At 63.9% G+C, this 14,240-nt stretch carries 10 protein-coding genes; 4 read left to right on the top strand and 6 right to left on the bottom strand.

The window, feature by feature from the left end; translation table 11 throughout:
* Nucleotides 1–114 precede the first annotated feature (114 nt).
* Nucleotides 115–1,857, top strand: a complete 1,743-nt coding sequence (locus ACM9LZ_RS19975; protein ID WP_416621279.1) for a gamma-glutamyltransferase family protein — start codon at nt 115–117, stop codon at nt 1,855–1,857.
* Between the two features lie 531 nt (nt 1,858–2,388).
* Here ACM9LZ_RS19975 and ACM9LZ_RS19970 read toward each other — a convergent pair.
* Entirely contained in the window at nt 2,389–4,713 is a 2,325-nt protein-coding gene (locus ACM9LZ_RS19970) for a TonB-dependent receptor (RefSeq protein WP_416621278.1), read from the bottom strand.
* A 450-nt stretch (nt 4,714–5,163) separates the two neighbouring features.
* On the opposite strand from ACM9LZ_RS19970, the gene ACM9LZ_RS19965 reads away from it, so the two are divergent.
* The 3 genes from ACM9LZ_RS19965 to ACM9LZ_RS19955 are packed head-to-tail and all read left to right on the top strand — an operon-like array spanning nt 5,164 to nt 9,323.
* Nucleotides 5,164–6,909: an acetolactate synthase catalytic subunit gene (locus ACM9LZ_RS19965; RefSeq protein WP_416621277.1), complete on the top strand. Its 1,746-nt coding sequence runs from the start codon at nt 5,164–5,166 to the stop codon at nt 6,907–6,909.
* A gap of 5 nt (nt 6,910–6,914) precedes the next feature.
* Nucleotides 6,915–8,378 (top strand): NAD-dependent succinate-semialdehyde dehydrogenase, encoded by a 1,464-nt coding sequence (locus ACM9LZ_RS19960; RefSeq protein ID WP_416621276.1) that lies wholly within the window; start codon nt 6,915–6,917, stop codon nt 8,376–8,378.
* A 15-nt stretch (nt 8,379–8,393) separates the two neighbouring features.
* Complete coding sequence (locus ACM9LZ_RS19955) at nt 8,394–9,323, top strand: alpha/beta hydrolase (RefSeq protein ID WP_416621275.1); 930 nt, start codon at nt 8,394–8,396, stop codon at nt 9,321–9,323.
* Nucleotides 9,324–9,357: 34 nt separating this feature from the next.
* Here the strand turns inward: ACM9LZ_RS19955 and ACM9LZ_RS19950 are convergent, their stop codons facing one another.
* The 5 genes from ACM9LZ_RS19950 to ACM9LZ_RS19930 all read right to left on the bottom strand — a co-directional run bounded on the left by ACM9LZ_RS19950 (nt 9,358) and on the right by ACM9LZ_RS19930 (nt 14,237).
* A complete protein-coding gene (locus ACM9LZ_RS19950) occupies nt 9,358–10,122 on the bottom strand; it encodes an IclR family transcriptional regulator (protein WP_416621274.1) in 765 nt (254 codons plus the stop codon).
* A 71-nt stretch (nt 10,123–10,193) separates the two neighbouring features.
* Nucleotides 10,194–10,973, bottom strand: a complete 780-nt coding sequence (locus tag ACM9LZ_RS19945) for a 3-ketoacyl-ACP reductase (protein WP_416621273.1) — start codon at nt 10,971–10,973, stop codon at nt 10,194–10,196.
* A gap of 22 nt (nt 10,974–10,995) precedes the next feature.
* Nucleotides 10,996–11,958, bottom strand: coding sequence for a cyclase family protein (locus tag ACM9LZ_RS19940; RefSeq protein WP_416621272.1), 963 nt, complete (start codon nt 11,956–11,958; stop codon nt 10,996–10,998).
* Nucleotides 11,959–11,970: 12 nt separating this feature from the next.
* Nucleotides 11,971–13,401, bottom strand: a complete 1,431-nt coding sequence (locus ACM9LZ_RS19935) for an aldehyde dehydrogenase family protein (RefSeq protein WP_416621271.1) — start codon at nt 13,399–13,401, stop codon at nt 11,971–11,973.
* Nucleotides 13,402–13,412: 11 nt separating this feature from the next.
* Nucleotides 13,413–14,237 carry an alpha/beta fold hydrolase gene (locus ACM9LZ_RS19930; protein WP_416621270.1) on the bottom strand — a complete coding sequence of 275 codons (825 nt, stop codon included), beginning with the start codon at nt 14,235–14,237 and terminating at the stop codon, nt 13,413–13,415.
* Between the last annotated feature and the right edge of the window lie 3 nt (nt 14,238–14,240).

Raw genomic sequence — 14,240 nt, 5'->3', positions numbered from 1 at the left:
CAAACAAATCCAAACAGGGGTTTAGACTAGATGAAGCGGTTCACGGCCCGGCCTGAGCTCAGTGGAACTTTCGGCGCGGTCGCTTCGACCCACTGGATCGCATCGGCGGTCGGAATGCGCCTCCTGGAAGCGGGCGGCAATGCCTTCGATGCCGCAGCAGCAGCCGGCTTCACCCTGCAGGTGGTAGAACCGCACCTAAACGGCCCCGGCGGCGACGCCCCCATCATCGTGGCCCGCACGGATGACGAAGCACCCACGGTGATCTGCGGGCAAGGCGTAGCGCCTGCCGCTGCAACGATCGAGCATTTCCAATCCCTGGGCCTCGACCTCATCCCGGCAACCGGTCTGCTGGCGGCCTGCGTCCCTGGTGCCTTCGGGGCCTGGCTGACGATGCTGCGCGACTGGGGCACGGTTCCGCTCCGCCAGGTTCTGGAACCGGCCATCCATTATGCACGGCACGGGCACCCACTTCTGTCCAACACCGCCAACACCATCGCCTCAGTGCGGGATCTGTTCGTCGATGAATGGCGCAGTTCCGCAGCCATTTTCCTGCACAACGACGAGACGCCCCAGGCCGGCAGCCTGTTCGCCAATTCGGCGCTGGCCGATTTCTACCAGCGCCTGCTGCGGCAAGCGGAAAGCGCCTCCTCCTCGCGTGAGGGGCAGATCGATGCCGCGCTGCGCTACTGGTACGAAGGCGAGGTGGCAGAAATCATGGACGATTTTTGCCGCACCACGGAGGCCATGGATGTCAGCGGCCGCCGCCATGGCGGATTGCTGCGCGCCACGGATATGGCTGGCTGGCGGCCCCCGATCGAACAGGCATGCGGCGTCGATCAGGGCGATTACACCGTCTACAAATGCGGGGCCTGGAGCCAGGGGCCATCGCTTCTACAGGCGCTGCGCATCCTGGACGGGTTCGATATCGGGCAATATGCGCCAACCAGCCCAGACTTCGTCCATCTTGTCACCGAAACCCTGAAGCTGGTCATGGCGGACCGCGATGCATATTATGGCGACGACCCGGATGTGCCGCTGGAGACCCTGCTGAGCCGCGGCTATGCCGATGAACGCCGGGCCCTGATTTCCGACCAGGCCAGCATGGCATTACGACCTGGGGCGATCGCCGGCCGCCAAACTCCCTTCCCTCCCGTCGTGTCGCCGGGTGGTCGCCAACCGTCGGCCGCCGCCGGCGGCGGGGAACCGACCATGGCCCGCACCGCCAACATGGACAGGCTCCCAGCCGAGGACGGCCCCCGACTAACGGGCGATACATGCCATGTGGATGTGGTCGATCGCTGGGGTAACATGGTTTCGGCCACACCGTCGGGTGGCTGGCTTCAGTCCAGCCCCGTGGTTCCGGCGCTGGGATTTCCGCTTGGCACCCGCATGCAGATGTTCTGGTTGCAACCGGGTCTGGCCAGCAGCCTGCGCCCGGGGCGGCGCCCGCGTACCACACTTACCCCCTCAATGGCGTTTCGGCACGGACGGCCCTATCTCGCGTTCGGAACACCCGGCGGCGACCAGCAGGACCAATGGTCGCTGCTGCTATGGCTCTATCATCGGCATTGCGGCTTGCCTCTGCAGGCGGCGATCGAGACCCCGGCCTTCCACACCGACCATATGCTGGCCAGCTTCTGGCCGCGCGAAGCGGCATTGGGGACCTTGATCGTCGAAGGACGCTATCCGCAGCATACGCTTCAGGAACTACGACGCCGGGGGCATGCGGTGACGGTCGGCGGCGACTGGTCGGAAGGCCGGCTTTCCGCTTGCGCCTTTGATCGCGACGGCGACGATCAGATCATCCGCGCGGCCGCCAACCCGCGCGGCATGCAGGGCTATGCCGTCGCCCGCTGACGGTTGGCCGGTACCTTCTGAACCACCCTTTCAATGGGCCGGGACACGTTCGTCCGTTTTCGGTCACGACCTCGACGATCTGAACCGCGCCGTGTTTGCCGGAGGCTCCAACTCTTGAGTAGGATGGAGCATCATGAGCAAGACGACGAACAAGTTTTCTCTGAGGTGCGCGAACGCGCGGTGCGGCTGGTTCTGGATAACGAGGGCCAGCACGGCTCACGTTGGCAGGCCATCTGACCGAACCGGGGACAAAAGCTCCTGGCGCTAATACGTCTGGAAGTGCGGGATCGCCGTTCCCTACGCCCAAATTCACTCTCTGTTGTTACCTATATGTTACCTGCGGGGTTTTGGCGGATGTTTGGGCCAGACAGCAAAAACCCCTGAAAGACGTTGTCCTTCAGGGGTTTGGCCTTGGATGCGGGGGCTCGCCTCGACCGATGGTATGACAACTTTTCGGTGATTATCTGATTAATTATTTCATCACCGGATCGGGAAGCTTGCCTCCACTCAAATCAGTCACCGTCCGGCCAATCACAGCTTGTAGCGAACCGTCAGACCATAGGTGCGGGGCTCGTTGTAGACGGGGAAGTAGAAACCCAGGCTCGACAAGTCGTTCATGTCGGTCAGATAGCGTTTGTCCGCCACATTCCGCACGAACAGCGTGAAATCGATGCCCGAACTGTGGGCCATGCCGACATGTAGATTGACCTCGCCATGCCGGTCGCCAACCATCGGCGCCTGATTGGTCGCGCTGAAATTGACCTTGGACTGGTAGGAGAAGTCGGCCCCTAGCCGGCCTGTCCAGTCCGGGCCCAGATCAGCGCTGTAAGTGGCGCTGCCGTTCATCTGCAGGCGCGGCGCCTTATCCAGGGTGTTGCCCTTGAAGTTGCCCCGGATCGGATCGATAAAATTCGTGTAGGTGGCATGGACATAGGCGGCGCCGAACGCAAGGTCGAGCCCCTGTACCGGCCGGGCCTGGATTTCGATCTCGGCACCATAGATGTCGGCGTCGGCATTCTGTAAACGTTGCAAGGGCACGCCGCCTGCCGGGTTCGGCTCCAGGCTGAAGACCTGCAAGTTACGATAATCATAATAGAAGCCGGCCATGTTGAGGCGGACGCGGCGATCCATCAGGTCGGTCTTCAGCCCGGCCTCGTATGCATCGATGCTTTCGGAATCCACGGCGTTGAACTCGATCCCGCTAAACAGGGCGCCGGTATTATAGCCACCGGCCCGCACCCCGCGTGAATAGCTGGAGTAGAGATTGGTTTCATCGTTCAGTTCATAAGCCAGCGCCAAACGCCAGGTGGGCTTCTTCAGGTCGGTGACGGTGCGGCTGGGCAGGTCGATGGTCAGGTTGGACGGATTGGCATCGACAAAGCCGACCAGCCGATCCCGCAACCGGGCCCGTGAACTGGTATCCGGGTTTACGGGGCCGCCATAGGTGATGAAGCTCAGTTTCTTGCGGTCATCCGTGTAACGCAGGCCGGCGGTCGCCGTCAGCTTGTCCGTCAGTTCATAATCGGCCTGCGCGAAAATTGCCTTGCTGCTGGTTCGCTGCGTAAAGACGCGTTCCACCGTCAGGACCGAATTGGCGGGATTGAAATAAGGTTTGGTGCGGTCGGGGTTCAGTTCCCGCAATGCACTGAGATTGGTCAGGCTGGACAGTTCTTCCTGCAGGTAATAAAGCCCGGCGACCCATTTGAACGGACCTTCACCATTGGAGGTGAAGCGCAGTTCCTGGCTGACCTGACGCGAGCTCTCCTTCCATAGCGGCAGTTCGGCCACGGCATAGGGGGAATAATCGATGTCCTGATTCAAATCACGCTTATTATAGACATAGGCAGTGATGGAGGTGACGTTCACATCATCACCATCATGGATCACCGACAGCCGGTCGGCGAAATTGTCCAGCTTCTCGTAATTGTCCAGGACGTTGGTGTTCAGCGCATCGATATCCTGGTTGGCGATGTAGCGGGTGATGGGGTTCGCGCAAGTCGTGCGCGCCAGGATTTCCTCACCGGTGCAAGGCTTGCCTGTGCGGGCATTGACAGTGCCCATGGATTGGTGTCCCAACGCCGAGGACTTGCTTTTGCCCCCTTCGATCTTGTTATGGATTTCCAGATCGGCGGAAGGCGTCAGCATGAATTGCAGGCGGCCCGCATAGGTCTCGATACCGTTGATGTCGCGGCTGTCCTGCAGGTTCGTGGCCCAGCCATCGCGCCGCTTCACCGTCAGCGATGCCCGTGCCGCCAGCGTATCGTCAATCAGGGCGCCACCGCCGGCCGCATCGAAGAAGATCTGGTTGAACCGGCCCGCCGTGACGGACGCGGAAAAATCCGGGGCGAAGGTCGGCCGCCGAGTCGTGTAATTGATGACACCGCCCGTGGTGTTGCGTCCATAAAGCGTGCCCTGTGGTCCCTTCAGCACTTCGACCCTGTCCACATCGAACACGGCGAACAACTGGCCGACACCGGAATTCAGGAAAACATCGTCCACCGTCACGCCGACCGCGCCGGAAGAGGCGGCATTATAATCGTTCACACCGACGCCACGCAGGAAGATGGTCGGGTTGGAAGACTGGAACAGATTGTTGATCTGCAGACCAGGCACCGACCGGGTCAGGTCCAGGCCGTTGCGCACGCCCTGCATCTCCAGCGCCTCACCCCCCAGGGCCGTGATGGAGATCGGCACTTCCTGGATATTCTCGCCGCGCTTCTGCGCCGTCACGATGATTTCGTCCAACTGAAGCGCCTGCTCCTCAGCCGCCATCGCAACGCCCGACATGGCGCCGGACAGGCCCAGCACCGCCAGCAAGGCGGTGCGGCTGGCAACATTACAATGCCGCATAGACATGTTCCCTCCCGAGACATCATTTGCTTGTGATTTTTGCGGTGGGCAGAGCCGCCCGCCGTTCCGTCAGATAATTTCATTATTTGTTAGTATGTAAAATATCGAAATGCGATTTTTCCGCTTCCCAGCACCTGGACCCGCAATCAGCAGCCGACGATGAATCTTTCAATTCATTGATATTATTAAGTGATTTTGACACGACGCTCATGGTTCGCCACTGTGTCGATCCCGTTTCGTGAATGAGGAAAGAGCGGTCACCCGTCTGAAAATCTTGACCGCAGCGGCTTTACAAGCATTCGAAAACATGTCAAATAACGAAACTGTTTTGATATTTGAAATCGCAACGGCCTCGATCCCTGACCTCCCCTTTCCTGACCAGTCCGTCGTCAGGCTGCCGTGGACACTCACGACGGGGCGAAGTCACCAAATGGCCGATGAAACGGAGACATCCCAATGCCAGTTACTGTCGCGGAAGCCGTCGCTTCCGCCCTTGTGCGCCACGGCGTCGAGTTCATTTTCGGGCAGAGCAATCCGACTGCGCTGATGCTGGCAGCCGAGGATGCCGGCATCCGCCAGCTTCTGTACCGGACGGAGAATGCCGCCGGCGCCATGGCCGACGCCTATGCGCGCGTTTCAAACCGGATTGGCGTGGTCGCGGCGCAAAACGGCCCCGCCGCCGCCCTGATGGTGGCGCCGATGGCAGAGGCGCTGAAAGCATCCATCCCGATGCTGGTGCTGGTGCAGGAGGTTCCGGCCTCCCAACGCGACCGCAACGCCTTTCAGGAACTGGACCATTTCGCGCTGTTCGCCGGGGTTGCGAAATGGGTTCGCCGGCTGGACGATCCCGACCGGGCCGCCGACTATATCGATCTGGCCATGATCGCCGCCAATAGCGGGCGCCCCGGTCCCGTCGTCCTGCTGCTGGCCAAGGACATGCTTCAGCAGCCGTCACGGGCGCCGGATGTCGCACGCAGGCAGGACTTGGGCCTCTTCCCCTTGGACCGTCCGCGCCCCGATATGGAAAGCATTGAACGGGCAGCCGAACTGCTGGCCAATGCCAGGTCGCCGCTGGTGATCGTCGGTGGCGGCGTCCATACGGCACAGGCGGTGGACGCGCTGGACCGCCTGATCAGCACAGGCTGCCTGCCCGTGGCGACCACCAACATGGGCAAGGGTGCGGTGGATGAAACCGGCCCGCTGTCGCTGGGCGTCGCTGCCAACCTGCTGGGGCGCAACGGCCCGGCATCCGCGCACCGGGATCTGATCGCCAAGGCGGATGTGGTGCTGCTGATCGGCACCCGGACCAACGAGAATGGTACAGATGCCTGGAGCCTGACAGCGCCCGGCGCTTCCTATATCCATATCGATATCGACGGGACCGAGGTGGGGCGCAATTATGAGGCGCTGCGTCTGGTGGGCGACGCCCGCGCCGCCATCCTGGACCTGACAGCAGCCCTGCAGCGGCAGGACCTGACCAAGCGGCGGGACGGGGCGGGTGCGCTGATGGCGGAAATCGCGGCGGCACGGCACCGGCGCAGCGACGCCATCGCACCGCAATTGCAGGCTGATACCCAACCGATCCTGCCACAGCGCCTGATGGGGGACCTGGACAGCCTGATCGGGCCGGACGATATCGTCGTGGCCGATGCCAGCTACTCCTCCGTCTGGGTCACGGGATACCTGACGGCACGCCGCGCGGGGCAGCGTTTCCTGACGCCGCGCGGTCTGGCCGGGCTTGGCTGGGGACTGCCCTTCGCCATGGGGGCAAAACTGGCCCGGCCCGGCGCGCGGGTTGTGGGTCTGGTCGGCGATGGCGGCTTTGCCCATGTCTGGGGCGAATTGGAAATGGCGGTGCGTGAAGGCATCGCGCTGACCCTGATCGTCCTGAACAACTCGCAACTGGCCATGCAGCGGCATGGAGAGAATCTGGGCTTCGGGCGCAGCACGACGGGCATCCGTTTCGTGGAGGTCGATCACGCCGCGGTGGCGCGGTCGGTCGGCGCGCAGGGGCACCGGATCGATGATCCCAACGCCTTCGGTCCCGCCCTGGAACTGGCGCTGGCATCCGATGAGGTAACGGTGCTGGAGGTGATCAGCGATGCCGACGCCTTCGCGCCCTTGCGCATTTTCGATGGACAGGACGCATGTCTGGGCATCCCCGCCGGACCGCACGCGGCCGCCCGCCGACAGGGTGCGTGATCGCCATGCCGGGACATCGACATTCCCATGATGATCTGTCTTGTCTGCCCCTGCGCTTGCTGATTGATGGGGACTGGCGCGATGCGGCGGACAATCGCCGCATCACAGTAGAGAACCCGGCAACGGGGAAGGAGATCGCGCAGGTGGCCGATGCCCATGCGGCGGATGCGACCGCCGCCCTGGATGCCGCCTGCCGCGCACAGGCCCCATGGGCGGCACTGCCGCCCCGGCAGCGCGCGGACCTGTTGCACCGGGCCTATGAAGGGCTGTGTGCCGACCGGGACCGGTTCACACGGGTCATCAGCCTGGAAACGGGAAAGCCACAGGCAGAAGCGCAGGCGGAGGTCGATTATGCCGCCGGCTTCCTGCGCTGGTTTGCCGAGGAGGCCGTGCGCATCCATGGCCGGGAGCAGCAGGCACCGGGTGGCGGGTCGCGGCAGATCATCAGCCGCTGGCCGGTCGGCCCCTGCCTGCTGATCACGCCCTGGAATTTTCCGCTGGCGATGATCACCCGCAAGGTCGGGCCGGCGCTGGCCGCCGGCTGCACAATGGTCCTGAAACCGGCGGAACAGACACCGCTGACCGCAATCCTATTCTGCCGTTTGATGCAGGAGATCGCCCTGCCCCAAGGCGTGCTGAACCTGATCACCACGACCCGCGCGGATATCGTCGTGGGCACCCTGCTGGCCGACAAGCGGTTGCGCAAACTGTCCTTCACCGGGTCCACGCGCGTCGGCCGCCTGCTCCTGGCAGGGGCGGCGGCAAGCATCCTGCGCACCTCCATGGAACTGGGCGGCAACAATCCGTTCATCGTCTTCGACGATGCCGACCTGGACCGGGCCGTGGACAGCGCCGTGCAGGCGAAACTGCGTAATCTGGGTCAGGCCTGCACGGCGGCGAACCGCTTCCTGGTCCAGGACGGTATCGCCGCCCCCTTCACCGAGCGGCTGGTCCAGCGCTTTGCCGCGCTGTCCGCAGACAATCTCGGGCCGATGATCGGGGCGGCAGCCAGAGCCAATACGCACGGGCTGGTCCAGGATGCGGCCGCGCGGGGGGCCAGGCTTGTGCTGGGTGGAAAGATGCCGGCGGGCCACGGCTATTATTATCCCCCGACGATCCTGACGCAGGTTCCGGCCGATGCGCCCCTCCTGCATCAGGAAATCTTCGGCCCCGTGGCGCCCATTCAGATATTCACCACGGAGGCAGATGCCCTCGCCATGGCCAATGACAGCGGCTATGGCCTTGCCGCCTATGCCTGCACCCGCGACCTGGACCGGGTGATACGCCTTCAGGGCGGGGTGGAAACGGGTATGCTGGGCATCAATACCGGCATCCTCTCCGATCCGGCCGCCCCGTTCGGCGGGATCAAACAATCGGGCCTGGGCCGCGAAGGCGGGACGGAAGGCATCGATGAATATCTGACCACCCGTTACACCGCCATCGCCACGCCGGCAACGTCCGGCACCTGAACAGGAGGAAACGACATGCCGCTCAGCGAGATCATGCTGCAACGACTGGAAGACTGGAAACAGGCGGCCATGCAACTCGCCCCCCTGCTGCTGGGGGAGACGCCGGAACGGCCGCTGGTGGACATCCGCGCCGACTACAATCGTGAACTGGCCCGCAACCGGCCGCCCGCCGGGATTGTCAGCACCGCGGTGGATATGGGCGGCGTGCCGGGCATGCTGGTCACGCCGGACAAGGCGCGCGGCGGTCGCGTGCTATTCTATATCCATGGTGGCGGCTATATCAGTGGCGGGCCGTCCGGCTATCTGGGCATTGCCGGCCATTATGCGCAGCGGCTGGGCGCACGGGTTTTCCTGCCCGATTACCGGCTGGCCCCCGACCATCCCTTTCCGGCCAGCCTGGACGATGTCGTCGCGGCCTGGCGCTGGCTGGTAGCGCAGGAAGGGGGTGCTGACAATATCGTCATCTCCGGCGATTCTGCCGGCGGTGCCATGGTCGTGTCCAGCATGGTGCGGGCGCGCGGCCTGGGTCTGGCCCTGCCCGCCGGCGGCGTGGCCATCTCCCCCTGGGCGAACCTGGAAATGACGGGCGTGTCCTACACCACTCGTGACGGCATCGATCCGCTGTGCAACCGGGAGATCTTGCTGCTGATGGCCCGCTGCGCCCTGGGCACCACGCCCGCCGATGATCCGGATGCTTCCCCCGTCTTCGCCGATGTTCGGGGCCTGCCGCCCGTCATGATCCAGGTCGGCGAAAGCGAGGTGATGTTGAGCGACGCGTTCCAACTGGCCGCCCATCTGGCGGAAAACCAGGTGCGCATCGCGCTGGAGGTCTGGCCGGAAATGTTCCATGTCTGGCCGATGTTCACGGACATCCTGCCGCAAGCGGGTCAGGCGCTGGACAGTGCCACCCGGTTCCTGGACAGCCTGCTGCCATCGCCGCGATGAAAGGGCGTCCGGCCGGCGCCGTGCCGGCCGGGCGTCAGGTCTTTTCGACCAGAAGCCGGGTTGCCTCCGCCGCCGCCGACATCACGGCATCGGTGAAAGCCTCGCGCGACTTGTCCATGCGGAAGGTGGGAGTGACAATGCCCACCGCGCCCAGCACGGTACCGGCCGCATCAAAGACCGGGGCGCCCACGGCGACGATCCCATCCTCCGTCTGCCCGTCATCGGCGGACCAGCCCCGCACCCGGATCTGCGGCAGTTCCTTTTCCAGCGCCTTCACAACGCTCTTGCGTTGACGTTCCGGCAGCGGGGTCAGGGCTTCTGCCAGCATGGCTTCCCGCGCTGCGTCGTCCAGGTGCGCCAACACCGCCTTTCCCGACGCGCGACGATATTCAAACCCCTTCAGGCCCACATAAAGGCCCGATACGCGCAACTTCTGCGTGCCTTCAACCAGTACCTTCAGGACGACATTGTTGCCATCGCGCAAGGACAGGAACGAGGTCTCCAGGGTCTGCGCCGACAGGCGGCGGACGATATCAGACAGGGATTGCTCCGTGCTCTGCGACCGACGGTAACCGCGGGCCAGCATGCCGATCCCGTCACCCAGTTCCAGTCCGCCATCGTCATTGCGCTCGATATAGCCACGGGCCATCAGGGTGCGCAGAAGGTGGTAGCAGGTGGTGATGTTCAGCTTCAGCGCCTTGGACACGTCGCGGATGCTGGGCGGTTGCGGCGCGGCGGCGACGAACTCCAGAAAGGAGAGCGCGCGTTCGACAGTCTGAAGGGTGTAGCCGTTTTCCATGCGACCTACATAAATCAAAACATATTCGCTTGGAATGGCGTATCGGAAGCAGGCTGTCGAACGCAAGCCGCTTAGAGAAGACGGGGAACATTCAGGCCACCCGCCACCCAGATGGGCTGTCCCGTCATATAGGGAAGCGCGCCGGACGCCAGCGACAGGACCGTGCGTCCCACATCCTCTACCTCTCCCCAGCGGGGAATCGGCACGCGCCCGCTGGCCAGCAGCCGTTCGATGGTGTCGCTGCCGACCTTGGCTGTCATCGGCGTGCGCATCAGGCCCGGCCGCACCTCATGCACATGGATGCCGTCCGCCGCCAACCGGGCCGCGAACAGGCCGGTCATCATCGAAAGGGCCGATTTCGTCACGCAATATTGCGAGCGGTCGGTGAACACGATCTCCGACGCGATGGAGGTGATGGTGATGATGGAGCGGTAGCTGCCGGCATCGGCCGGACCGGATGCCAGCAGCCGGTTGGCGAAGGCCTGGGTCAGGAAGAAGGTGCCCCGCAGGTTCACCTCCACCGACCGGTCGAAAGCGGCGGCATCCAGGTCCAGAATGTCGGTCAGGGGCCGCGCCGCAATCCCGGCATTATTGACCAGACAGTCCAGCCGGCCGAAATCCGCCGCGACGGCATCCAGGACGGGCTGGTGCCGATCGATCTGCGCGATATCCATCGGGTAATAGCGGCAGGCCGCTGATGCCAGCGCATCGGGCAGCACCGGATTGTCCGGCAGGTCGATGATAGCGACATGGAAGCCGCCGCCGATCAGCGCCTGGGCGATCCCCAGGCCAAGCCCCTGCAACCCGCCCGTCACGATGGCGACGGGCCGCTCCATATCCTTATCGGGCATGATGCTTCCTTTTGGGAAAATTCTACTTGATGGCGACAGGATTGACGGGCGCGCCCGTGCCCTGGACGATTTTCAGCGGCGCCGCCACATAGAGGAAATCATACTGCCCATCCTCGGCGCAGTCGGCGGCCAGCTTTGACAGGTTGCACAGCTCGGTGAAGGCCACGCCCAGGTTCCGCATCAACGCGCCGTGCAGCGGCAGCATCACGCCGCTGACCGGGTCCAGGGTCACCTCGTTCGCCATGGTGTCGGTGACCAGATTAGGGATTTCCATCTCGTGAAACCAATGTACCAGTTCCGGGGAATAGGTCAGGCCCGGTTCCACAAAATCGGCAAAGAAGGCGCTGGCCCCGGCGCTGTAATAGGATTCAATGAAGCCGGTGCGGATGACGATGATATCGCGCTTGCGGATTTCCACCTTCTGCGCGGCCGCCGCCGCCAGCACATCCAGGTGGCTGAAGGTCTCGCCCTTGTCCAGATAGGGTTTGCCGCGCAGCCGCGCGATGTCCAGCAGCACGGCGCGCCCCACCACGCCCCGTTCGGCGATGGCCTGAACGCTGGCCTTCTGCAAGCCGCCGATGGTGGTTTTGGCGTCATAGCCGTTATAAAGCTGCCCGTCGTACCAGACATGGCCCAGTGCGTCATATTGCGTGGACCCTTGCAGATAGGCGGAGATGGCGTCATCGGCATAATGCTGGCCGCCGGGGAATTGCGGGCCCTTGCCGCCGATCCAATGCCCCTCGTCGATGATCTGATACCGTTCGGCCCCCCGCCGGCCGGGCCAGACGGGGTCGCCCTTGGGGTCGGCCATGGGCACCTGCAAGGTGAACAGCTTGCCCGACCGCACCGATGCCATGGCCGCCAGAACCTGGGGCGCGCCTAAGTAATTCAGGGACCCGACCTCATCCTCCGGCCCCCATTTGCCCCAGTTCTTGGGTGCGTCTTTCAAAAGCTCGCCGATTTCGGGCGTACAGATGTTGCACATCTCAATGTCTCCTCAGCCGGCAGCAGCAGCCAGCGGCCGGCTGGTGATGGTCTGGATATTGGTGAATTCCAGCAGGCCGGCCATGCCATGTTCCACGCCCACGCCCGATTGCTTATGCCCGCCGAAGGGCGCATGTGGGGAAAAGGCGAACATCTCGTTGATCCAGACGGTCCCTGTCTGCAACCGCTCGCCGATGCGGCGGGCCTGATCGATATCGTTGGACCAGACGGACCCGCCCAGGCCGCTCTCGCTGTCATTGGCGCGGCGGATCACATCCTCGATATCATCATATTTCAGCAGCGGCAGGATGGGGCCGAACGCCTCTTCCGTCACCACCCGCGCATCCTCCGGCGGATTGTCCACGATGGTGACGGGTATGAAATAGCCCGGCCCCTCCGGCACCTCGCCACCGATCAGGAAACGGTGGCCTTCCGCCTTGGTCTGTTCGATCAGGCTGCTCACCTTGTCGAACTGCATGCGGTTCTGCACGGGCCCCAGGTCGCTGCCCTGCATCGACCCGTCGCCGATGCGGATGGTCCGGGCATAGTCCACCAGCTCTCGCGCCACATCATCATAGATATCGGCATGGATATAAAGACGCTTGATGGCGACACAGACCTGGGCGCTGTTGAAAAAGGCGCCCCAGAACAGGGCGGGCGCCACGGCCTTGGGATCGACATCCGGCAGGACGATGCCGGCATCATTGCCACCCATTTCCAGGGTCACGCGCTTCAGGGTGCGAGCGGCACTTTCCATCACGCGCTTGCCCGTCGCCGTCGATCCGGTGAAGGAGACCTTGGCGATGCCCGGATGGTCGGTGATCCACTGGCCCAGATCGTTGCCGCCGGTGACGATATTGACGACACCGGGCGGCAGCACATCACGCAACAGTTCCCCCAGACGCAGCGTCGTCAGCGGTGTATAGGGTGACGGCTTCAGGACCAGCGTATTGCCCGCCAGCAGGGCCGGCGCCATTTTCCAGATGGCCATCAGGATGGGCGCATTCCAGGGCGTGATGGCGCCCACGACACCCAGCGGCGTATGGCGGATTTCCACCCGCCTTCCCGCTTCCTCCCGCACCTCCACCGGCAGGGTGAAGGTGGAAACGGCGTGGCACCAATCGGCACAGGTCGCAACTTCCCAGTCGCAGCCCGCCCGTGGACGGCCCTGCTCCGCCGTCAGCAGGGCCGAGAAAGCGTCCTTGCTGGCCAACAGACAGTCGCCGATGGCCGCCACCAATGCCTGCCGCTCCGCCATGGGGCGGGCGGACCAGGCGGGAAACGCCGCGCGCGCAGCCTCCACGGCTGCATCCAGTTGGGCCCGGCTGGCATCGGGGACATGGGCGATCACCTGCTCAGTCGCGGGATTGACCACGGGCAGGGTCTTGTCACTGACCACCGGCCTGCCGGCGATGGTCATCGTATAGTTGCCATCGAAGATCATCGAACCCACTCCTATCGGGCGGTCGCATCCGCAAAAAAGCGGAGGGCCAGGGGAATGACGGTGTCAGGGGCTTCCAGGATGGGGGTGTGGCCCACCCCCTCCAGCACGATCTGTTCACCGCCGGGAATGCCGTCAGCCACCTCCCGCCCCCAATCCGGCGGACGGGCAATATCCTCCGCGCCTGAAATGACCAAGGTCGGCAAGCGGATATCCGGCAGCAGGCTGACAGCACTGGAACGGTTCAGCACCCCCATCAGCGCCGGCCAGCGCGATGCCGGCGTCAGTTCCAGCTTGTTGCGCCAGGGTGTCAGCATCGGCTGCGCCTCCGCCCGCCCCCGCGTCGTGGCGCCGAACATGATGGACATCAGCACTTCCAGGCTCTCACCGATAAAGCCGGTCCGCCGCGCCCCTTCCAGAAAGGTGGTGAAATGTGCCAGCTGGTCCGGCGGTTCGTCGCGGACCGACGATCCCAGCATGGCCAGCGACGCGAACAGGTCCGGCCGCCGGGCGATCATGCGTACCGCCACATCACCGCCCATCGACGCGGCTGCCAGATGAACCGCCCGCAGACCCAGCATGTCGATCAGGGCGTTCATATCGTCGGCACAGCAATCCATGTCGACCACATCGCCTGTGTGCGGGGCGCTGCTGCCCTGCCCCCGGAAATCCGGGCGGACAACACGGAACCGTCCCGCCGCCGCCGTGACCAGCGCGTCGAACATCGACCCGTCCAGCCACAGCGAATGCAGGCAGAAGATCACGGGCAGGTCCGCTTCCGCCGTATCCTCGACCCACAGGATGGTGTCCCGCACCGGAATGCCACGTGCGCTCGCCATGTC

Source organism: Niveispirillum fermenti, from assembly GCF_048066175.1.
GTDB lineage: Bacteria > Pseudomonadota > Alphaproteobacteria > Azospirillales > Azospirillaceae > Niveispirillum > Niveispirillum fermenti.
This window is presented reverse-complemented; position numbering and strand designations above follow the sequence as displayed.